At 65.4% G+C, this 20,488-nt stretch carries 19 protein-coding genes; 16 read left to right on the forward strand and 3 right to left on the reverse strand.

What is annotated here, in order from left to right; all coding sequences use genetic code 11:
• Window position 1: 1 nt before the first annotated feature.
• From P2Q66_RS16020 to P2Q66_RS16040, 5 genes are all read left to right on the forward strand, one after another.
• On the forward strand, window positions 2-895 hold the full coding sequence (locus P2Q66_RS16020) for an amidohydrolase family protein (RefSeq protein WP_275729696.1): 894 nt from the start codon (window positions 2-4) through the stop codon (window positions 893-895).
• Between the two features lies 1 nt (window position 896).
• Window positions 897-2,111: an acyl-CoA dehydrogenase family protein gene (locus tag P2Q66_RS16025; protein WP_275729699.1), complete on the forward strand. Its 1,215-nt coding sequence runs from the start codon at window positions 897-899 to the stop codon at window positions 2,109-2,111.
• 35 nt (window positions 2,112-2,146) lie between these two features.
• Window positions 2,147-2,602, forward strand: coding sequence for a MaoC family dehydratase (locus P2Q66_RS16030; protein ID WP_275729701.1), 456 nt, complete (start codon window positions 2,147-2,149; stop codon window positions 2,600-2,602).
• A 121-nt stretch (window positions 2,603-2,723) separates the two neighbouring features.
• Window positions 2,724-4,046 (forward strand): MFS transporter, encoded by a 1,323-nt coding sequence (locus P2Q66_RS16035; RefSeq protein ID WP_275729703.1) that lies wholly within the window; start codon window positions 2,724-2,726, stop codon window positions 4,044-4,046.
• Between the two features lie 15 nt (window positions 4,047-4,061).
• A complete protein-coding gene (locus P2Q66_RS16040) occupies window positions 4,062-5,612 on the forward strand; it encodes a long-chain fatty acid--CoA ligase (RefSeq protein ID WP_275729705.1) in 1,551 nt (516 codons plus the stop codon).
• Window positions 5,613-5,643: 31 nt separating this feature from the next.
• Here P2Q66_RS16040 and P2Q66_RS16045 read toward each other — a convergent pair whose 3' ends face one another.
• On the reverse strand, window positions 5,644-6,165 hold the full coding sequence (locus tag P2Q66_RS16045; RefSeq protein ID WP_275729707.1) for an NUDIX domain-containing protein: 522 nt from the start codon (window positions 6,163-6,165) through the stop codon (window positions 5,644-5,646).
• 118 nt (window positions 6,166-6,283) lie between these two features.
• On the opposite strand from P2Q66_RS16045, the gene P2Q66_RS16050 reads away from it, so the two are divergent.
• Window positions 6,284-6,553 (forward strand): hypothetical protein, encoded by a 270-nt coding sequence (locus P2Q66_RS16050; protein ID WP_275729710.1) that lies wholly within the window; start codon window positions 6,284-6,286, stop codon window positions 6,551-6,553.
• Between the two features lie 3 nt (window positions 6,554-6,556).
• Here the strand turns inward: P2Q66_RS16050 and radA are convergent, their stop codons facing one another.
• Window positions 6,557-7,930, reverse strand: coding sequence for a DNA repair protein RadA (gene radA, locus P2Q66_RS16055; RefSeq protein WP_079596813.1), 1,374 nt, complete (start codon window positions 7,928-7,930; stop codon window positions 6,557-6,559).
• A gap of 214 nt (window positions 7,931-8,144) precedes the next feature.
• Between radA and P2Q66_RS16060 the strand changes: the two genes are divergently transcribed.
• The 6 genes from P2Q66_RS16060 to P2Q66_RS16085 all read left to right on the forward strand — a co-directional run bounded on the left by P2Q66_RS16060 (window position 8,145) and on the right by P2Q66_RS16085 (window position 15,035).
• A complete protein-coding gene (locus P2Q66_RS16060; RefSeq protein ID WP_275729714.1) occupies window positions 8,145-9,461 on the forward strand; it encodes an extracellular solute-binding protein in 1,317 nt (438 codons plus the stop codon).
• A gap of 57 nt (window positions 9,462-9,518) precedes the next feature.
• On the forward strand, window positions 9,519-10,523 hold the full coding sequence (locus tag P2Q66_RS16065) for a sugar ABC transporter permease (protein ID WP_275729717.1): 1,005 nt from the start codon (window positions 9,519-9,521) through the stop codon (window positions 10,521-10,523).
• Complete coding sequence (locus P2Q66_RS16070) at window positions 10,520-11,431, forward strand: carbohydrate ABC transporter permease (protein WP_275729719.1); 912 nt, start codon at window positions 10,520-10,522, stop codon at window positions 11,429-11,431. Before P2Q66_RS16065 ends, P2Q66_RS16070 begins: the two co-directional genes overlap by 4 nt.
• Window positions 11,431-12,873, forward strand: a complete 1,443-nt coding sequence (locus P2Q66_RS16075) for a GH1 family beta-glucosidase (protein WP_275729721.1) — start codon at window positions 11,431-11,433, stop codon at window positions 12,871-12,873. Before P2Q66_RS16070 ends, P2Q66_RS16075 begins: the two co-directional genes overlap by 1 nt.
• Before the next feature lie 63 nt (window positions 12,874-12,936).
• On the forward strand, window positions 12,937-13,953 hold the full coding sequence (locus P2Q66_RS16080) for a LacI family DNA-binding transcriptional regulator (RefSeq protein ID WP_275729723.1): 1,017 nt from the start codon (window positions 12,937-12,939) through the stop codon (window positions 13,951-13,953).
• Window positions 13,953-15,035, forward strand: a complete 1,083-nt coding sequence (locus P2Q66_RS16085) for a Gfo/Idh/MocA family oxidoreductase (RefSeq protein WP_275729725.1) — start codon at window positions 13,953-13,955, stop codon at window positions 15,033-15,035. Before P2Q66_RS16080 ends, P2Q66_RS16085 begins: the two co-directional genes overlap by 1 nt.
• On the opposite strand, the gene P2Q66_RS16090 is transcribed toward P2Q66_RS16085, so the two are convergent.
• Window positions 15,032-16,159: an FUSC family protein gene (locus tag P2Q66_RS16090; protein ID WP_275729727.1), complete on the reverse strand. Its 1,128-nt coding sequence runs from the start codon at window positions 16,157-16,159 to the stop codon at window positions 15,032-15,034. The two genes, P2Q66_RS16085 and P2Q66_RS16090, sit on opposite strands and share 4 nt — an antisense overlap.
• Window positions 16,160-16,413: 254 nt before the next feature.
• Between P2Q66_RS16090 and pstS the strand changes: the two genes are divergently transcribed.
• The 4 genes from pstS to pstB form a co-directional block, all read left to right on the forward strand.
• A complete protein-coding gene (gene pstS / locus P2Q66_RS16095) occupies window positions 16,414-17,535 on the forward strand; it encodes a phosphate ABC transporter substrate-binding protein PstS (RefSeq protein WP_275729729.1) in 1,122 nt (373 codons plus the stop codon).
• Between the two features lie 105 nt (window positions 17,536-17,640).
• Window positions 17,641-18,573, forward strand: coding sequence for a phosphate ABC transporter permease subunit PstC (gene pstC / locus P2Q66_RS16100; protein ID WP_079596804.1), 933 nt, complete (start codon window positions 17,641-17,643; stop codon window positions 18,571-18,573).
• On the forward strand, window positions 18,574-19,686 hold the full coding sequence (pstA, locus tag P2Q66_RS16105) for a phosphate ABC transporter permease PstA (protein WP_275729732.1): 1,113 nt from the start codon (window positions 18,574-18,576) through the stop codon (window positions 19,684-19,686). It abuts the gene before it with no gap.
• A 74-nt stretch (window positions 19,687-19,760) separates the two neighbouring features.
• The coding region (gene pstB, locus P2Q66_RS16110) for a phosphate ABC transporter ATP-binding protein PstB (RefSeq protein ID WP_275729734.1) at window positions 19,761-20,488 on the forward strand (728 nt) is incomplete at its 3' end.

The raw sequence follows: 20,488 nt of genomic DNA on the forward strand, positions 1-20,488 counted from the left end.
CATGGCCGTCACCCGCTACGAGCCCGGGGTGAACGCCTCCGGGCTCGACGCAATCGACATGCACGTCCACCTCGAGGTGGACAGCTGCGGGCACGGCTCACTCCCGGACGCCCTCACCGAGGCCTCGGCGAAGTACTTCAAGGCTGAGGACCGCACACCCTCCCTTGACCGCATCGCCGAGGTGTACCGGGAACTGAATATGGCGGCCGTCGTGTTCACGGTGGACGCCCGGACCCAGCTCAAGCACGAACCCAACAGCATCCCCGAACTCATCGCCGGCGCAGCCCGGAACAACGACGTGCTGATCCCCTTCGGCAGCGTCGACCCCCGCACCGGCGAGGACGCCATCGCGGGGGCCAAGCACCAGGCCGTGGAACTTGGCGCCCGGGGCTTCAAGTTCCACCCCAGCCTGCAGGGCTTCGACCCCTCCAACGAACGGTTCTACCCCTTGTGGGAAACGCTTCAGGAACTTGGACTGCCGGCGATCTTCCATACCGGACAGAACGGCATGGGCGCAGGCCTGCCCGGCGGTTACGGCATCAAACTGGCGTACTCAAACCCGCTCCTGCTGGACGCCGTTGCCGCGGACTTCCCCGGCCTGCAGATCATCATGGCCCACCCGTCCGTGCCATGGCAGGACGAGGCGAACTCCATCGCCACCCACAAGGCAAACGTGTTCATCGACCTCTCGGGTTGGTCCCCCAAGTATTTCCCGGAGTCACTGGTGAGGGCCTCCAACTCGGTTCTGCAGGACAAGGTGCTCTTCGGCACCGACTTCCCCCTCATCACGCCGCAGAAGTGGCTGGGTGCCTTCGCGGACCTCCCCCTGAAGGATGAGGTCCGGCCGAAGATCCTCAAACACAACGCCGTCCGCCTTCTCGGACTGGACGGCTGAGGTGAAGACCACGACGGCGGACCTTGCCCTGGGTGCCGCGGAACGCCTGTATGGCGTATCGGACTTCTATGACGCAGAGTCCCTCCTCACCGATGACGAGCGCCGCGTCCTGGCCCGGCTCCGGGACTTCCTGGAGCGGGACGCCAAGCCGCTGCTGGCCGGGTATTGGGAGCGCGGCGAGTTCCCTGAACAGCTCACCGAGCCCCTGATCCACCTAAACCTCATGGAGCCGGCCGAGCTGACAGTCCACGGTCCCGCCAGAGGGATCTACCAGGGCTTCCGCATCTTCGAACTCGCCCGCACCGACGCCTCCCTGGCCACCTGGTATACCGCGCAGGCAGGACTCTTCCGCACCACAATCCGCGTCGGCGCCTCACCCCGGCAGCAACAGGAGTGGATGCCCCGGGTGCTCGACTTTTCACTCAAAGGTGTCTTCTCGTTGACCGAACCGGAGTCCGGATCAGACATTGCCGGCGGCCTGTCCACCACCGCCCGTCAGGAGGGGGATTCTTGGGTCCTGGACGGTGCCAAGCGCTGGATCGGGGGTGCCTCAACCGCCGACGTGCTGGCCGTTTTCGCCCGTGACGCTGCCGATGGGCAGGTCAAAGCGTTCCTCGTGGACTGCCAGGCGCCGGGTGTCAGCCTGGAGAAGATCTCCGGCAAGACGTCCCTGCGGATGATGCAGAACGCCCACATCACCCTTGACGGCGTCCGCGTTCCGGAGGCAATGCGCCTGCACAACGTGAACTCCTTCAAAGACGTTGCCGCCATGCTGCGGGCGATGCGTTCGGACGTGGCCTGGATTGCCACCGGCATGCAGGCCGGCGCCTTCGAAGCCGCCCTGGCCTATGTCAACGAACGCCGGCAGTTCGGTCGCAGCCTCGGATCGTTCCAGCTGGTTCAGGAAAAGCTGGCCCGCATGCTCGGAAACCTCACAGCCAGTCTGTCCCTCGTGGTCCGGCTCACGGAACAACAGGAGCGCGGGATCTACCGCGACCAGGACTCCGCCCTCGCCAAAATGCAGACCAGCCTGCACATGCGGCAAACCGTCGCACTGGCCCGCGAGGTGGTGGGCGGCAACGGCATCACCCTGGACACCGGCGTCGCGCGGTTCCACGCGGACGCCGAAGCCGTCTACTCCTACGAGGGCACCCACGACATCAATGCCCTCATCATCGGCCGCGCCCTGACAGGCGAAAGCGCCTTTACCCGCTAGCACCCCACATAAAGCCACAACCACAGGAGGCAAAGATGCCCAATCTCGTCGTCAATTTCGACAAACTTTCCACCATGGCTGGGACCGATCTCGGCACCACCGACTACCGCCAGATCACCCAGGATCAGATCAACCTCTTCGCCGACGCCACGGACGACCAGCAGTGGATCCACACCGATCCCGAGCGCGCAAAGGACGGTCCCTTCGGCGCGCCCATCGCCCACGGCTTCCTGACACTCTCCCTGATCATCCCGTTCTGGGGCGAACTGTTCGACGTCGAGGGCGTCACCACCAAGGTCAACTACGGTCTGGACAAGGTCCGCTTCACGTCCCCCGTCAAGGTCGGCTCGAAGGTCCGGATGCAGGCAACGCTTGCCGAGGTCACAGAGGTCAAGGGCGGCGCCCAGATCAAGGTCAACGCCACCATCGAAATCGAAGGCCAGGAACGCCCCGCCGTCGTCGCCGAATTCCTCGCCCGCTTCTACAAGTAGGAACCGCTCCTCACCGTAGAAACAGCCAAGCAGGAACCGCCCGTCAGGCGGAGGCGGTGCCGCAGCGGCACCGCCCCTGCCGCCAACCCCAAAACCCCTCCCTCCTCCCGAAGGAACAGCCATGTCAGGACACACCACGCTCGCGCCCGCGGGCACGGCCGCAAAGCGCAAAGAGGCGCGCACGGTCATCATGTCCAGCTATCTGGGCAGCACCATCGAGTTCTACGACTTCCTGCTGTACGCAACGGCCGCGGCCGTAGCCTTCCCCAAAGTCTTCTTCGCCGGCACCGACGAGTGGGTCGGCGTTGTAGCCGCCTACGCCACGTTCGCCGCCGGCTACGTTGCCCGGCCCCTCGGCGGCATCATCTTCGGCCACTTCGGTGACCGCGTAGGCCGCAAGGGCATGCTGATCATCTCCATGGCGATGATGGGCATCGCCTCCACCCTGATTGGCCTGATACCCGGTGCCAGCGTGATCGGCCCATGGGGTGCCGTCATCCTGGTGATCCTGCGGGTCTGCCAAGGAATTGCCGTCGGCGGCGAGTGGGGCGGGGCTGCGCTGATGGCCCTCGAACACTCAGACCCCAAGCGGCGCGGCTTCGCTGCCTCCTTCGTCAATGCCGGAGCCCCGACAGGCGCCGTCCTGGGTACCGTCGTCATGGGCATATTCTCGGCCCTGCCCCAGGACGCTTTCCTGGCATGGGGATGGCGCGTGCCGTTCCTGCTGTCCTTCGTGCTCCTGATCGTGGGCATGTTCGTCCGGTTGCGCGTCTCGGAAAGCCCGATCTTTGCTGAGGCGGTGGCGAAGGAGAACGCCCAGGGAGTGAAGCGCAAAATCCCGCTGGTGGAGGTGCTCCGCCGGCCCAAGGCCCTGATCATGATCATGTTTGCCGGCGCCGCCGGCTTTGGGCTCCAGGTGGTGCTGCCCACGTTCTCCGTGACCTACGCAGTGTCCAAGGGCGCCCCGCAGCAGGGCGTGCTCTATGCCTTCGCCGGCGCCTCGGCCATCTCCATCCTGTTCGTTCTTCTGGGCGGCAGGCTCTCGGACCGCTTGGGACGCCGGCCGGTCATGGTTGCGGGCCTGGCGCTGTTCATCGCTTACCTGTTCCCGATGTTCGGGATGCTCAGCTCCGGCAACGTCGGCCTGATCTTCCTGGCGTTTACCGTGGCGCTCATCCTGCACTCGTCCCTCTACGGCCCCCTGGCCGCTTTCGTGTCGGAACAGTTCGGCACCACCAACCGCTACACCGGTGCCGCCGTCGGCTACCAGCTGGCAACGCTGATCGGTGCAGGCTTCACCCCCGGCATCGTCGCCGGCCTGTACAAGGACTCCGGCCAGAGCATCGTTCCCGTGGTGGTGTTCCTGTCGGTCATGGCACTCGTATCAATTGTTTTCATCCTGCTGACGCGGGAGTCTAAGAACAACGACCTCACTTCGGTCTGACAGGAGAACCGCAACATGGACAACAATGGAGTTGGATCCTGGCTACGCCGCCGCCGTCCAAAATCGGGGGCAAAAGCCGCGCTCATTGCGGGTGGCCGAACGGTCAGTTACCTCGAACTTGCCGACCGGACCGACAGGCTGGCCACCGTCCTTCGGGACAGGGGAGTTGCCAAGGGTGACAGGGTGGCCTACCTCGGCGAGAACCATCCCTCCTTCGTGGAGACCTTCTTCGCATGCGGGCTGCTCGGCGCCATCTTCGTCCCCCTCAACACGCGGCTGGCCGCGCCGGAGCTGCAGTTCCAGCTGCAGGACTCCGGCGCGCGGATCCTTGTCAACGCCGCAGCCCTCGAGGAGGTAGCGGCATCCTCCACGGAGGCGACAGCCGTGACCTGCCGCCTGGTGGTGGCGTCCGACGGCGGGACGGAAGGTTCCGCTGTTCAGCCGCCACCCGCCGTCGAACGCTATGACGAGGTACTTCAGTCGGCAGACCCGGCCCACTTCGATGTTGCCGTCACTTTGGACGACGGCGCCATGATCCTCTACACCTCGGGCACCACCGGCAAGCCCAAGGGGGCGCTGCTGACTCACGGCAACATCACGTGGAACTGCTTCAACACAGTAGTGGACATGGACCTGAACCGGAACGATGTGGCGCTCATGATTTCGCCGTTGTTCCACGTGGCCTCCCTGGACATGGGGCTGCTGCCGATGTTGCTCAAGGGCGCCACCGTGGTGCTCGAATCGAAATTCGATGCCGGCCGCGTCCTGGAGCTGATTGCGCAGCACAGGATCACGACGCTCAACGGTGTGCCCACCACATTCCAGATGCTCTGCGACCACCCGGGATGGCGGACGGCGGATCTGAGCTCCCTGGACAAGCTCACCTGCGGCGGGTCAGCCATTCCGCGGCGGGTCCTGGACGCGTACGAGGAGCGCGGCATCGGTTTCACCAGCTGCTACGGCATGACCGAAACCGCGCCCGGTGCAACCATGCTGCCGGTGTCCAGATCAAAGGAAAAAGCCGGCTCGGCAGGCCTGCCGCACTTCTTCACTGACATACGGATCGCAGATCCCTTGGGCGGGATTGCGGCGCCCGGCGACGTGGGTGAGATCCAGATTTCCGGACCGAACGTGATCAGGGAGTACTGGAACCAGCCAAGTGCCAGCAGGGACAGCTATGCGGACACGTCCTGGTTCCGCTCGGGCGACATGGGCTACCGGGACGAGGAAGGGTTCCTCTTCGTCTCCGACAGGCTGAAGGACATGATCATTTCCGGTGGGGAAAACATCTACCCGGCAGAAGTCGAAGCCGCCATCGCCGAACTCGATGACGTCGCCAGCGTTGCCGTTATAGGCGTTGCTGACGATAAGTGGGGTGAAGTGCCGTGCGCAATCGTGACCCTGCGTGAGGGAGTTGCTTTGGGGGAGAAGCAGCTGAGGGCGCACCTTGAAGGCCGTTTGGCGCGCTACAAGATCCCGAAATCGGTGATATTCGTGGACGAGATGCCCCGGACGGCGAGCGGCAAAATCCGCAAGATGGATCTTAGGAAGCAGTTCGCACCCTGAAACAAAATTGCCTGATGCTGCCGGAATCCACCTAGGACTTCGCGCGGACGTGCTCGGCGAGGGCGTCGAGGACCGGAATCTGGCCCTTGACCAGCTTGAGCCTTGCCTCCGGCAGTGGGAACCAGCGGGCGTCGTCGATCTCCGGGTACTCCTGGATCCTGCCTGACCCCTTTGGCCACTCGAGGGGGAAGGTGTTGCTGGCAATCCGTTCCGGCTGGAAGTCCTGATCGGCCGCATAAACGGTGATGATCTTGCCGGAGGGCTGGCGGAATTCGCCGAGGTGTTCGTAGTCAGCAGCAGGTGCGGGAGTTCCCATTTCTTCGGCGAATTCCCGCAGGGCGGCCGCGAGCGGATCCTCGTCCTCGGTGTACTCGCCTTTCGGAATGGACCAGGCGTGCGCGTCCTTGCGGGCCCAGAATGGCCCGCCCATGTGGGCGATCCACACCTGCAGTGCCCCGGGAACATAAGGTGCGCTGCCTGGCTGTTGGCCGGCGGCGGCCCCGGGCGTTGTGCCCAGCCTGTACAGGAGGATCCCTGCGCTTCGGACCGGCATGTGTCCTCCATTTCCAGCCGCATTCAACAAGTAGCAAATTCGCCGTCCAGCGTTAACCGGCAGTTCACGGCCCTGCTTTAGGTTATTCCTTCAGGCACTTTCCTCGAAGGGACCCATCATGGCCAATATTGTTGAGGTTTTGGGCCGGCTGACGCCGGAAGAACTGGATGAGCTTCGCAGCCTTGGCCCGCAGGGCCACCTGCCGCGGCACCTGCTGGATGCCCTGGACCGTGCTGCGGGCGGACCCGGAAACGGGCGCGGGTACTACGTGCCCACCGGAAACGTCAGCGCCACCGGCGGCCCGTTGCTGGTGCTGCGCAGTGACGTGTCCAGCTGGCTCTTCAGCGCCCACCGCGACGATCCGGACCAGCTTCCGCGGCACCCTTAGCCGCTACCCGATCAGCAAACTCAGCGCCTCCGTCAGGTGCTCCACTTCCCGCACGGAGAATCCGGCGGGTATGGGTCCCGGCCCGGCATGGCTGGCCGGGACCACGGCGTGGGTGAACCCAAGCCGGTGGGCTTCCTGGATGCGCTGGTTGATGCCGGGCACCGGCCGGACCTCACCGGCCAGCCCCACCTCGCCGAAGGCAATCAGCCGGATGGGCAGGGGTTTGCGCGCCTTGGCTGAAGCCACGGCAAGGGCAACCGCCAGGTCCGTGGCAGGCTCACTGAGCTTCACGCCGCCCACGGTGGCCACATAGGAATCGTCCTTGTGCAGCAGGGTTCCGGCACGCTGCTGCAGCACCGCCAGGAGCATGGAGACGCGGGAACTGTCGAGGCCGCTGGTGGCACGGCGCGGCTGCGAATTGGGGCTCTCGGCCAGCAGCGACTGCACCTCCGCGAGCAACGGCCTGCGGCCTTCCATAGTCACGGTGATGCACGTTCCGGAGACCGGATCCTTGGTGCGGCTGACGAACAGTCCGCTGGGATCCGCGAGCCCTTCAATGCCGTTTTCGTTCAGGTCGAAGCAGCCGACGTCGTCGGTGGGTCCATACCGGTTCTTGACCGCACGGAGCAACCGCAGCCGCGAGTGCCGTTCGCCTTCGAACTGGCACACCACATCCACCAGGTGCTCCAGCAGCCGGGGCCCGGCGATGGACCCGTCCTTGGTCACGTGGCCCACCAGCAGGGTGGTCATGTTCCGGCGCTTTGCCGCGGCGATGATGGAGGCCGCCACTTCGCGGACCTGGGAGACACCGCCGGCACTGCCGTCCACGTCCGCGCTGCTCAGGGTCTGGACCGAGTCCACGATCAGGAGCCGCGGCTCGATCTTCTCCACCTGCCCCAGCGCCTGGCCCAGGTCCGTCTCGGCGGAGAGGTACAGGGATTCCGCGACGGCGTCGATCCGCTCCGCCCGCAGCTTCACCTGTGCCGCGGATTCCTCGCCCGTCACGTACAGCACGTCCTGCGCCGTCCGGGCGAACTTCGCCGCGACGTCCAGCAGGAGGGTGGACTTGCCGACGCCCGGCTCACCCGCCAGCAGGATGACCGCGCCCGGCACCAGGCCGCCGCCGAGCACACGGTCCAGTTCATCCACGCCCGTGGGCAGGAAAGCCGCCGTGGTGGCGTCCACCTCCGCAATCCGGCGCGCCGGCTCAAGGACCGTTGTGGCCGCCGTCGTACGCGCAACAGCCGTGCCCGTTTCCTCCACGGTGCCCCACGCCTGGCACTCGCCGCAGCGCCCCACCCATTTGACAGTGGTCCAGCCGCATTCGGCGCATTTGTAGGCGGGCGCTTTGGAAGCCCGGGAAGTCTTTGTTGCCATGCGTTCAACCCTAGCGGCGGCCACCGACAATCCAGCGCCCTGCGTTTCGACAGGCTCAATTACCCGGCTGCAGACTCAACCACTAACCGAACCGGGGACGCCGAAAATGTTCAGAGAGCGCTCTCTTGACAGTGATCTGCGCCACGCTTACAGTTGAGGAACTTGCCAGAGAGCGCTCTCTCAGCGCCGGTAGTTCCCCCACAAAGGAGTGACCTTGAAATTCGCACGTCGACATACCGCGGCCGCCATCGCGGGCGCAGCGGCCCTGGCCCTGATGGCCACCGGCTGCAGCGGCAACTCAGAACAGGCAGCAAGCGCAGACAACCCCGTGGAACTCACGGTCACCACCTTCGGAACGTTCGGCTACGACGATCTCTACGGTGAATACGAGCAGGCCAACCCCGGAATCAAGATCAAGGCCACCAACATCGACCGCGGAGCCAATGCCCGCACCGACGCCTTCACCAAGCTCGCGGCCGGCTCCGGCCTGAGCGACGTCGTCGCCATCGAGGAGGGCTGGCTGGGATCCATCATGGAAGTCTCGGACCAGTTCGTGGACCTGAACGAGCACGGGGCAGCGGACATCAAGGACAACTGGGTGGACTGGAAGTTCAAGCAGGGCACCGATCCGGACGGCCGCGTCATCGGGTACGGAACAGACATCGGACCGCAGGGTCTCTGCTACAACGGGAAACTGTTTGAGGCTGCCGGCCTGCCCAAGGACCGCGAATCCGTCGCCAAGCTCTTCGGCGGCGAGGACGCCACCTGGGAGACCTACTTCAAGCTCGGCGAACAGTACAAGGCGGCCACCGGCAAGGCCTGGTACGACCAGTCCGGATTCGTCTGGAACTCGATGGTGAACCAGATGGAAGAGGGCTACTACACCAAGGACGGCGACCTTAACGTCGACGGCAACGCGGAGATGAAGGACAAGTTCGAGCTGCTGGCCGCCGGTACCGCCGCAGGACTGTCCGCCAACCAGACCCAATGGGACTGGGGCAACGGCAAGGCGTTCACTGACGGCTCCTTTGCCACCTTCGTCTGCCCGGGCTGGATGCTCGGCACCATCAAGGGCCAGCTGGAATCAGCGGGCGGCGGCACGGACAGCGGCTGGGACTTCGCCGACGTCTTCCCCGGCGGGGCCTCCAACTGGGGCGGCGCTTTCCTCTCCGTGCCCAAGACCTCTGAACATCCGGCAGAAGCTGCAAAGCTCGCCGCCTGGCTGACCGCACCTGAGCAGCAGGTCAAGCAGTCGGCCGCCGCCAACAACTTCCCCAGCACCCTCAAGGCACAGGAGAAGCTCGTAGCGGACGCCACCCCCAACGTGCTCTTCAACAACGCGCCCACCGGCGTCATCCTTGCCAACCGCGCCAAGGGTGTGGTGGCCCAGTTCAAGGGACCCGACGATTCCGTCATCCAGGAGAACGTGTTCGGCCCCGCGCTGAAAATGCTCGACGCCGGCACCGCCGACGCTGACAAGGCCTGGTCAGAAGCACTGACCCTCCTCAACGACCTGGTCGTAAAGAACTAGCACCACCCGCTGTGGGGCCTCCCCGACGGGAGGCCCCCCGATGGAGGGCAAAAGCCCATGACAACCACCCTGAACCGCCCCGCGAAACCCGCGGCCATCAAACCGAAACCCACCTTCAGGCAGCGCCTCAACGTCTTCGACGTCAAAGCATCGCCCTACCTCTACATCGCCCCGTTCTTCATCCTCTTCGCCCTCGTGGGACTCTTCCCCCTGATCTACACCTTCGTGGTGAGCCTCTTCGACTGGCACCTGCTCAAGGGCCAGGGCGATTTCGTGGGCCTGCAGAACTTCACGGAGGTCCTGCAGGACCGCTTCTTCTGGAACTCCCTGTTCAACACCGTGAGCATCTTCCTGCTTTCCGCCATCCCGCAGCTCGCCGTCGCGCTCTTCCTGGCCGCCATGCTTGACCAGAACATCCGGGCCAGGACGTTCTGGCGGATGAGCGTCCTCCTGCCATACATCGTGACGCCCGTGGCCGTGGCCATGATCTTCACCAACATGTTCGGCGAGCAGTACGGCCTGATCAACAACGTGCTGGGCAACTTCGGCCTGGACCCCGTGATGTGGAAGAGCGAAACGCTGCCCAGCCACATCGCCATTGCCACCATGGTGAACTGGCGCTGGACCGGCTACAACGCCCTGATCCTGCTGGCCGCAATGCAGGCCGTTCCCCGCGACCTCTACGAGTCCGCCGCCCTGGACGGCGCCGGAGCCGTCCGCCGGTTCTTCAGCATCACCCTGCCCAGCATCCGTCCCACCATGGTCTTTGTGGTCATCACGTCCACCATCGGGGGCCTGCAGATCTTCACCGAACCGCGCCTGTTCGATCCCGCCACAGCCGGCGGCTCCCAGCGGCAGTTCCAGACCACGGTCCTGTACCTCTGGGAAATGGCCTTCCAGCGCCAGAACTTCGGCAAGGCATCCACCATCGCCTGGCTGCTTTTCCTGATCATCGTGCTGTTCGGCATCATCAACTACCTCATTTCCCGGCGGATCGCCACCGCAGACGCCGCCAAGCCCTCCAGGGCTGCCCGGAAACGTGCCGAAAGGACCAAGCGATGAGCACCATCGAGGGGACAGCGCCCGCCGGATCCAGCACCGCCGGCAGACCCGCGCCTGCCCGTTCCACCCTCCGCAAACGCATTTTCGGCTCCGGCGAAAAGCCCGGATTCCTGACCTACGGCCTGCTCCTGGCGTTCCTGCTGTCCTCGGCCTACCCCCTCTGGTGGTCCGCGGTGATCGGCAGCCGTTCCAACGAGGCCCTCGGTGAAACCTGGCCACCCCTGCTGCCGGGCGGAAACTTCTGGACCAATGTGGGCGAGGTCTTCGACACCATCCCCTTCTGGCTCGCGCTGGGCAACAGCGTCCTGATTTCCTGCATCATCACCGTCTCGGTGGTCGGGTTCTCCACCCTTGCCGGGTACGCCTTTGCGAAACTGCGCTTCAAAGGCCGGAACGGGCTCATGCTGATGGTCGTGGCCACCATGGCCATCCCCACCCAACTGGGCATCATCCCGCTCTTCATGGTGATGCGCACCCTGGGATGGACCGGCGAGATCGGCGCCGTGGTGGTGCCCACGCTGGTCACGGCGTTCGGCGTCTTCTTCATGCGGCAGTACCTGGTGGACGTGATCCCGGACGAACTCATCGAGTCCGCCAGGATGGACGGCGCCAGCATGATTTCCACTTTCCGGCATGTGGCCATCCCGGCCGCGCGGCCCGCCATGGCCATTCTGGGGCTCTTTACTTTCATGACGGCCTGGACGGATTTCCTCTGGCCGCTGCTGGTGCTCGACGCCGGCAACCCCACGTTGCAGACGGCGCTCAGCCAACTGCAGTCTGCCCGCTACGTGGACTACTCCGTGCTCCTCGCCGGAGCGGTGCTGGCAACCCTCCCGCTGCTGGTGCTCTTCGTACTGGCCGGCAAACAACTCATCTCAGGAATCATGCAAGGAGCAGTGAAGGGCTAATGCAGCACCCAACGTACACAAGGCAATGGCCCGAGGGCTTCCTGTGGGGCTCGGCGACGGCGGCCGCACAGATCGAGGGCGCCGGCCACGAAGGCGGCAAGGAAGATTCCGTGTGGGACCACTTTGCGAGGCTTCCGGGCGCCATTGCCCAGGGCGACAACCTTGAGCAGGCAGTGGACCACTACCACCGGATGCCCCAGGACGTCCGGCTGATGAAGGAGCTGGGACTGGACTCGTACCGGTTTTCCACCAGCTGGGCCCGGGTGCGGCCGGGGGACAGGGCCGTCAACCACGAGGGCCTGGATTTCTACTCCCGGCTGGTGGATGAGCTCCTCGAAGCGGACATCCTGCCGTGGCTTACCCTTTACCACTGGGACCTGCCCCAGGCGCTTGAAGAAAAGGGCGGCTGGGCCAACAGGGACACCGCCTACCGGTTCGTGGAGTATGCAAACGACGTCTACTCGGCACTGGGGGACAGGGTCCGCCACTGGACCACGTTCAACGAGCCGTTCTGCTCTTCACTCCTGGGCTACGGATCCGGCGTCCACGCTCCCGGCCGGCAGGACCCGGCGGCGGCCATCGCCGCCGTGCACCACCAGCACCTGGCCCACGGGCTGGCGGTAAATGCGCTGCGCAGCCGCGGAGCCCAGCAGCTGGGGATCACCCTCAACCTGAGCAATTCCATCCCGCGGGACAGCACGGACCCGGTGGACCTCGACGCCGCACGCCGGTTCGATTCGCTGCAGAACAGGATCTTCCTTGACCCCCTCCTTCGGGGAAGCTACCCGGAAGACACCCTCCGTGACCTGGCCCCGTTCGGCTTGCAGGACGTCATTCTTCCGGGGGACCTGGAAACCATCAGTGCGCCGCTGGATTTCCTGGGAGTGAACCACTACCACGACGACCTCATCAGCGGCCACGCCGACGACGCCGGAAGCGACGGCCACTCCGGCGGCGCCGAACGGCCCTCCGCCTCACCCTGGATCGGTTCCGAGGACATCGCGTTTCCCAGCCGCGGGCTGCCGCGGACAGCAATGGGCTGGGAAGTGAACCCGGGCGGGCTGCGCACCCTGCTGGTGAGGCTGGGGGAGGAGTACCCGTCCTTGCCGCCGTTGTACATCACCGAAAACGGCGCCGCGTACGAGGACATTGTCAGCCCCGACGGCGCCGTGCACGATGAAGAGCGGACCGGGTTCATCCTGGAGCACGTGGCCGCCGTCGGCGAAGCAATAGACCAGGGGGCGGATGTCCGTGGCTACTTCGTCTGGTCCCTGCTGGACAACTTCGAATGGTCGTGGGGCTACGGGAAGCGCTTCGGTATTGTCCGCGTCGATTACGGCACTTTCGAAAGAACGGTCAAGGACAGCGGGAAGGCCTACGCGGAACTGATTGCCGCCGCGAAGCGGAACGCCTCCCGGCTCGCTGCATCCCTGCCCGCCTAAACTGAAATCCCCGGCCCAGTGCCAGCTAGATCACTGTGCCAGCTAGATCACGGAGCGAAGATTGTGAAGCCAGACCCGAGCGGAAGCCGGCCAACGCCCACCCTTGAAATGGTGGCAGCGCTGGCCGGCGTTTCCCGCGCCACCGTCTCGCGGGTGGTTAATGACGTGCCCAGCGTCGATGAGGAGATAGCTGCCAAGGTGCGGCAGGCCATTCTCGCAGTGAACTACACGCCCAACCGGGCGGCGCGTTCCCTGGCCAGCAGGCGGCCCAACTCGGTGACGCTCATTGTGCCGGAGTCCACGTCCAAGGTGTTCGCGGACCCGTTCTTCGCGTCCGTGGTGCAGGGCGTGGCCCTGTACCTGGCGGACACGGACTACACGCTGAACATGGTGATCGCCTCCGAAGCCAAGCCGGAAAAGACCAGGGCGTTCCTGCTGGGCGGCAATGTGGCAGGTGCCCTGGTGGTGTCACACCATGCGGGGGACAGGTCCTGGACGCACCTGAGTGACTACATCCCCATGGTTTTCGCCGGCAGGCCGCTGGGCGAGAGTGCCAGCTACTACGTGGACGTGGACAACGAGGCCGCAGCCGCGGGAGCAACCCGGCTGCTGATCAAGCGTGGGCGGACCAACATTGCCACCATCGCCGGGCCTCAGGACATGCCGCCGGGCATCGACCGCGTCAGCGGCTGGAGAAAGGCCATGGCGGAGGCCGGACTGGATGACTCCCTGGTGGAGTACGGGGATTTCACCCTTGCATCAGGAGCGAAAGCGATGCGGCGGCTGCTGGGCAACGGGCGGCCGGTGGACGGGCTCTTTGTCGCCAATGACCAGATGGCCGCAGGTGCCTACACGGTGCTGCAGGAACGCGGGCTGCGGATTCCCGACGACGTCGCGGTGGTGGGGTTCGATGACGATTCGTTCGCCACATCCGTCAATCCCCAGCTGACCACGGTCCATCACCCGATTATTGAGATGGGAAAGAAAATGGCCGAGATCCTGGTGAACCTGATCGAGGGGAAGGATGCCAACCGCGTCACGCAGATTCCCACGTCCCTTGTGGTCCGGGAGTCCGCCTGATGGGGGCGCCGGGTGAGGACAGGGCCGGCAACGCCCAGCGCGTCCTGCGGTGGGGTGTTGTTGCCACGGGAAGGATCGCCCACCGGGTCACCCGCGACCTTGCTTGCCTTGAGGACGCGGAACTGCAGGCCGTGAGTTCCCGGAGCGAGGATTCCGCCCGCGCCTTCGCCGAGCAGCACGGCTTTGCCGCGAGCTACCACGACACACCGGCCGCAACCGGCCACCGGCAGTTGTTTGCCGACCCCCTGGTGGACGTGGTGTACATCGCCACGCCGCACGCCCAGCACTTCGAGGTTGCCCGTGCAGCCCTCGACGCCGGCAAGCATGTGCTGTGCGAAAAGCCGCTTACCATCAACGCCCGCGAGGCCCGGGAGCTGGTCCGGCTGGCCGGCGAACGCGGGCTGTTCCTGATGGAGGCAGTCTGGACCCGCTTCCTGCCGGCAACCCGCCGCGCCCTGCAGCTTATTCGCGAGGGTGAGATCGGCGCGGTCCGCTGGGTCCAGGCGGATCTCGGGTTCCCCGCTGTGTACGATCCGACGGACAGGCTGTGGGATCCGGCTGCCGGCGGCGGCGCGCTGCTGGATCTCGCGGTGTATCCACTGACCTGGGCGGTGGCGGCCCTCGGATTTCCCGCCGCGCTCAAGGCCAAAGGGCACCTGAACCAGGACGGCGTGGACGTGCAGACCACCCTCACCCTTGAGTATCCGGAGGGCGCCGCAGCCCAGCTGATCTCATCGATCCAGGCCGCCGGTCCGGGCATGGTCACCCTCAGTGGAACGGCAGGCTGGATCAGGACAGGCGCCCCGCTCTACAACCCAAGGACTGTGGAAATCTGCGGGCGCGACGGCACCATCACGATCGAGGAGTTCCCAGAGGACACCGAGGGCTTCATCCACGAGCTGCGCGAAACCGCCCGGTGCATCCGCGACGGCCTGCAGGAGAGTCCGCTGATGCCGTGGACCGAAACGGTGCAGGTGATGCAGCTGCTGGACGAAGCACGGCAACAGCTGGGGCTTCGCTACCCGAACGACGAGGTTCCAGCGGGGTTGACCGCAGTTTCGTCCCCAACCGCCGGAAACTAAAGCGCCGGCAGTACGTCCCGGGCTTCGCGGGCGTCCATGCCGGTGGCCTCCAGCAGGTCCACCATCAGCGGCCGGTACAGCATCACCACGGTTTCGCCTTCCAACCGCTGCACCTCCAGCAGCCTCGGGTGCAGCCGCAGCGCAATCTCACTCAGCTCCCGCCGGGCCGTGCGCAGGTGGGCGCGGCGGACGCCGTCGTGCGTTTCCGCGAGGCCCAGCGACAATTCATCAATCGCGGCAGCGGTCTCCTGCAACACCTCGGCAATGTTCGCGGTGGCTTCGTCGGAGAGGGCGGCGTGGTTGATGGCGCTGGTCAGGCGGCGCGCAAAAACCCGGCTGTTCCTCAGCGCCAGGTCGATGAAATCGAGCGACTGCTTCAGCTGGTCCAGTTCCTCACGGTGCCGCCGGTACGCGGGCGCGAGCCTGGCCACCTCGCCCGACGCCCGCAGCGAATGCCGCATCGCGTCCACCAGGGGCTGGCAGTTCCTGCCCCGCACCAACGCATGCCAGGCCCGCGTCGAATCGCTGTCAGCCAAGGCCTCCGCGCACTCACGCAGCACCTCCGCCAGCTCGTGGAGGAGCTTCTGCACGTCCTTCCGGGGCTCCCTGCGGGGATCCTTGGGGACCAGGATTGTCACCAGCAGGGCGAACAGCCCGCCGATGACGGCGTCGATGCTTCGGGTGAAGGGCCCGCCGGCCGGGGCCGGGAGCAGCACTACCAAGAGAGACTGCAGGCCCAGCTGCGTGGTGAAGATGTTGCCGCTGTCCAGGAAGCGGGCCAGCAGGATGGAGAACAGAAGGACGACGGCGGCCTGCCAGATTCCGCTGCCCAGCCAGTGCAGGAGCAGGTCACCCACCGCGATGCCGATGGTGCAGCCCAGGCCCACCTCCACCACGCGCCGCAGCCGCGGTTCCCGGGAAAACCCGAGCGCAATCAGCGACGAGGTGGCCGCGAAGAGCGGCCCCGAGTGGCCCAAGACGTATTCGGCGAAGGCGTAGGCACCCACCGCACACACGGTCATCTGGATGGCCGGAACAAGCGAGTTCCGGCTCCGGATCAGTCCGGTGCGGATACGGCCGCGCAGGAAACGCCTGCCTGCTGAAAGTCCTGCTGCGGGAGCCATGCCGTCCAGTCTATTTGCTGCCTGTGACGTTTATTTTGCGGCTGGCCCACTACGGCCGCAGATGTGATCCGCGCAATGGTGACCCGGCATTTGTAAGCCAATATCCCGCGGTCGTTAATGTTCCGTTCACCTTGGGCAGGGCATCCCTTTACCTGCGGCCCCTAACTTCGATGAAGGTACAAAACGTACGCATCGCGCTGCAGGGTTCTCCGTCCCTGTCCCGCACCTGAATAACCCTGGAAGGGGTACATCTAGTGAAGGCACTCCGCTTCGGCCGCCACGCGGCTATCGCTGTTATCGCAGCCGGCGCACTCGCGCTCACCTCCTGCGGTTCAGACAACGCCACCAACACCGCGCCCGGCGGCACCCAGACTGCTGGCGGCCCCAAGGTCACCGGCACGCTCACCGGCATCGGCTCCTCCGCGCAGGGCGCGGCAATGGACGCCTGGAAGACAGAGTTCGCCGCCGCCAACCCCGGCGCCACTGTGCAGTACTCCCCGGACGGTTCCGGTGCAGGCCGCAAGGCCCTCCTGGACGGATCCGCCCAGTTCGGCGGCTCCGACGCTTACCTGAAGGACGACGAGTACGCCACGTCCCAGACCGTCTGCGGTCCTGACGGCGCACTGAACATCCCGGTCTACATCTCGCCGATCGCCGTCGCCTTCAACCTGCCCGGCATCACCGACCTGAAGCTTGACGCCGCCACCGTTGCCAAGATCTTCCGCGGCGAGATCGCCAACTGGAACGATCCCGCCATCGCCGCCCTCAACGAAGGCGTGAACCTGCCGGACCTCAAGGTCACACCGGTGAACCGCTCCGATGACTCGGGCACCACCACCAACTTCACCGACTACCTGGCTGCCGCTGCACCCGAGGTCTGGACGGACAAGGCCTCCGGCGTTTGGCCTGCATCCCTGCAGGGCGAGAACGCCAAGGGCACCTCCGGCGTGGTCAAGACCGTCACCGACACCCCCGGCGCCATCACCTACGCGGACGACTCCGCAGTGGGCGGAACCCTCGGTGTTGCGCAGATCAAGGTCGGCGAATCCTTCACCGAAATCTCCGCCGAAGCCGCAGCGAAGGCTGTTGACGCAGGCACCCCGGTTGAAGGCCGCTCCGCCAACGACCTGTCCATCAAGCTGGACCGCAAGACCACCAACGAGGGCGCTTACCCCATCGTGCTGGTGTCCTTCCACGTCGTCTGCTCCACCTACGACAGCCAGGAAACCGTTGACCTGGTCAAGGCCTTCGAGAACTACGTAGTCTCCGAGGAAGGCCAGCAGGCCGCCGCGGATTCCGCCAAGTCCGCTCCGCTCTCTTCCGAGCTGGCTGAGAAGGCCGCCAAGGCCATCGATTCCATCAAGGTCAAGTCCTAATCACCGCACCAAACCCGGGTTCCCCGCCTGCCACAAGGCAGTGCGGGGAACTTCGGTTTGACCGCAACATCTTCCAGTGTCAGTAAACGATCGAAGGGCCGTCGAATGACCGCCACCCCCTTGACCAGTAACCAGGGCGCCGCCCGCGCCGGGGACAAGATATTTTCCGGCGCAGCACTGGCCGCCGGTTGCCTCATCCTCGCCGTCCTCTTCGGCGTCGCGCTCTTCCTGGTGGTCCAGGCAATCCCTGCGCTCACAGCCCCGGCCGCCGAGATCCAGGGCGGGGAGGGCTTCTTCGCCTACATCTGGCCCATCGTGATCGGCACGCTCATTGCGGCTGCCATCGCACTGGTGATCGCCACTCCGATCTCCATCGGTGTGGCCCTGTTTATCTCGCACTTCGCCCCCCGCCGCCTGGCGGCAGGACTGGGCTACGTGGTGGACCTGCTCGCCGCCATCCCGTCCGTGATCTACGGCGCCTGGGGTGCCGCTTTCCTGGCCAAGGAAATCTCCCCGGCCTACAACTGGCTCGCCGCGAACATGGCCTGGCTGCCCATCTTCCAGGGACCTGCCTCCGCCACCGGCAAGACCATCCTGACGGCCGGCATCGTCCTGTCCGTTATGGTGCTGCCCATCATCACCTCCCTGTCCCGCGAGATCTTCCTGCAGACCCCCAAACTGCACGAGGAAGCCGCGCTTGCCCTCGGTGCCACGCGCTGGGAAATGATCAAAATGTCCGTCCTGCCCTTCGCCCGGCCAGGGATCATCAGCGCCGTCATGCTGGGCCTGGGCCGTGCACTCGGCGAGACCATGGCCGTGGCCCTGGTGCTCTCCTCCGGCGCACTGACCGCCAGCCTGATCCAGTCCGGCAACCAGACCATCGCCGCGGAAATCGCCCTGAACTTCCCGGAGGCAAGCGGCCTCAAGGTCAGCACACTGATCGCCGCCGGCCTGGTCCTGTTCGTCATCACCCTGGCCGTGAACATGATCGCGCGCTGGATCATCACCCGGCACAAAGAATTCTCGGGAGCCAACTAAATGACCTCCACGCTTACCCCGGTGCGCAGCAAGCGCTCGGCACTCACCAAGGGCCAGCTGCCCAAGTACGCCCCCTACGTGGTCCTGGCCGCCTCGCTCATTGTGGGCGCGGCCATCCTGGCGCTCGTGGGCTTCAATCCCTTCGGCTGGGGGATTGTCTCGGCACTGCTGTTCGCCATCGGCCTGGTGTCCTGGAGCGCCGTGGTTGAGGGTTCCCGCAAGGCGAAGGACAAACTGGCCACCTGCCTGGTGGTGGGATCCTTCCTGGTGGCACTGCTTCCGCTGATTTCGGTCATCTGGACCGTCCTCGTCAACGGCGTGCCCGGCCTCCTGAACCCCGGGTTCCTCACCACCTCCATGAACGGCGTCACCGGCGTGTTCGACAACCGGGCAGTGGAGAACGGTACCCCTGTGCTGGGCGGCATTTATCACGCCCTCCTGGGCACCGTGCAGATCACCCTGCTGGCCACTCTCATCTCCGTCCCGGTGGGCCTGCTCACGGCCATCTACCTGGTGGAGTACGGCAACGACGGCCGCCTTGCCCGGGCCATCACCTTCTTCGTGGACGTGATGACCGGCATCCCCTCCATCGTTGCCGGCCTGTTCGCCGCGGCCTTCTTCTTCGCCGTGGTGGGCCCGGGCACCAAGACCGGTGCCGTGGCCGCCGTCGCCCTCTCAGTGCTGATGATCCCCGTGGTGGTGAGGTCCAGCGAGGAGATGCTGAAGATTGTCCCCAACGAGCTGCGCGAGGCGGCGTACGCCCTGGGTGTGCGCAAGTGGCGCACCATCGTCAAGGTGGTCATCCCGACGGCGATCTCCGGCATCGCATCCGGCGTTACCCTGGCCATCGCCCGGGTCATCGGCGAGACTGCGCCCATCCTGGTCACGGCGGGCTTTGCCACCAGCATCAACTCCAACGTCTTTGGCGGCTGGATGGCCTCGCTCCCCACGTTCATCTACACCCAGATCCTGAACCCCACCTCGCCGGCCAACCCGGACCCGTCCTCCCAGCGGGCCTGGGGCGCCGCCCTGGTGCTGATCATCCTGGTGATGATCCTCAACCTGGGGGCCCGGCTGATCGCCAGGGTCTTCGCCCCCAAGACCGGCCGCTGACCGCCGCACTGCCCTTCCGGTACACCCCGCCGGATCCTAGACTTCAATTCATACCCAGTTAGTGAAGGAACACCATGTCTAAGCGCATCGACGTCAAGGACCTGAACGTGTACTACGGCGATTTCCTCGCCGTGGAGGACGTCACCATCAACATCGAGGCCAAGTCCGTCACCGCCTTCATCGGCCCGTCCGGCTGCGGCAAGTCCACGTTCCTGCGGACCCTGAACCGCATGCACGAGGTCCTTCCCGGCGCCCGGGTGGAGGGCGAGGTCCTGCTCGACGGCGACAACCTGTACGGCCCCGGCGTGGACCCGGTCACGGTGCGCTCGCAGATCGGCATGGTGTTCCAGCGTCCCAACCCGTTCCCCACCATGTCCATCCGGGACAACGTGCTGGCGGGCGTCAAGCTGAACAACAAGAAGATCTCCAAGGGCGAGGCGGATGTCCTGGTGGAACGCTCGCTGAAGGGCGCCAACCTGTGGAACGAGGTCAAGGACCGCCTGGAGAAGCCCGGTTCGGGGCTGTCCGGCGGCCAGCAGCAGCGCCTCTGCATCGCCCGCGCCATCGCGGTGGAGCCGCAGGTGATCCTCATGGACGAGCCGTGCTCCGCCCTGGACCCCATCTCCACCCTGGCCATTGAGGACCTCATCAACGAGCTCAAGGACCAGTACACCGTGGTGATCGTGACGCACAACATGCAGCAGGCTGCCCGCGTTTCGGACCGGACCGCATTCTTCAACATCGCCGGCACCGGCAAGCCGGGCAAGCTGATCGAGGTGGGGGATACCCACACCATCTTCAG

The organism is Arthrobacter sp. Cr_A7, from assembly GCF_029222765.1.
Lineage (GTDB): Bacteria > Actinomycetota > Actinomycetes > Actinomycetales > Micrococcaceae > Arthrobacter.

Bases quoted from the DNA above. Each gene is read 5' to 3' on its own strand.
- P2Q66_RS16075 (WP_275729721.1), top strand. From the start codon at position 11,431: ATGCAGCACCCAACGTACACAAGGCAATGGCCCGAGGGCTTCCTGTGG.
- P2Q66_RS16050 (WP_275729710.1), top strand. From the start codon at position 6,284: ATGGCCAATATTGTTGAGGTTTTGGGCCGGCTGACGCCGGAAGAACTG.
- P2Q66_RS16065 (WP_275729717.1), top strand. From the start codon at position 9,519: ATGACAACCACCCTGAACCGCCCCGCGAAACCCGCGGCCATCAAACCG.
- P2Q66_RS16035 (WP_275729703.1), top strand. From the start codon at position 2,724: ATGTCAGGACACACCACGCTCGCGCCCGCGGGCACGGCCGCAAAGCGC.
- P2Q66_RS16085 (WP_275729725.1), top strand. From the start codon at position 13,953: ATGGGGGCGCCGGGTGAGGACAGGGCCGGCAACGCCCAGCGCGTCCTG.
- P2Q66_RS16070 (WP_275729719.1), top strand. From the start codon at position 10,520: ATGAGCACCATCGAGGGGACAGCGCCCGCCGGATCCAGCACCGCCGGC.
- pstC (WP_079596804.1), top strand. From the start codon at position 17,641: ATGACCGCCACCCCCTTGACCAGTAACCAGGGCGCCGCCCGCGCCGGG.
- pstA (WP_275729732.1), top strand. From the start codon at position 18,574: ATGACCTCCACGCTTACCCCGGTGCGCAGCAAGCGCTCGGCACTCACC.
- P2Q66_RS16045 (WP_275729707.1), bottom strand. From the start codon at position 6,165: ATGCCGGTCCGAAGCGCAGGGATCCTCCTGTACAGGCTGGGCACAACG.
- P2Q66_RS16040 (WP_275729705.1), top strand. From the start codon at position 4,062: ATGGACAACAATGGAGTTGGATCCTGGCTACGCCGCCGCCGTCCAAAA.
- P2Q66_RS16030 (WP_275729701.1), top strand. From the start codon at position 2,147: ATGCCCAATCTCGTCGTCAATTTCGACAAACTTTCCACCATGGCTGGG.
- radA (WP_079596813.1), bottom strand. From the start codon at position 7,930: ATGGCAACAAAGACTTCCCGGGCTTCCAAAGCGCCCGCCTACAAATGC.
- P2Q66_RS16090 (WP_275729727.1), bottom strand. From the start codon at position 16,159: ATGGCTCCCGCAGCAGGACTTTCAGCAGGCAGGCGTTTCCTGCGCGGC.
- P2Q66_RS16020 (WP_275729696.1), top strand. From the start codon at position 2: ATGGCCGTCACCCGCTACGAGCCCGGGGTGAACGCCTCCGGGCTCGAC.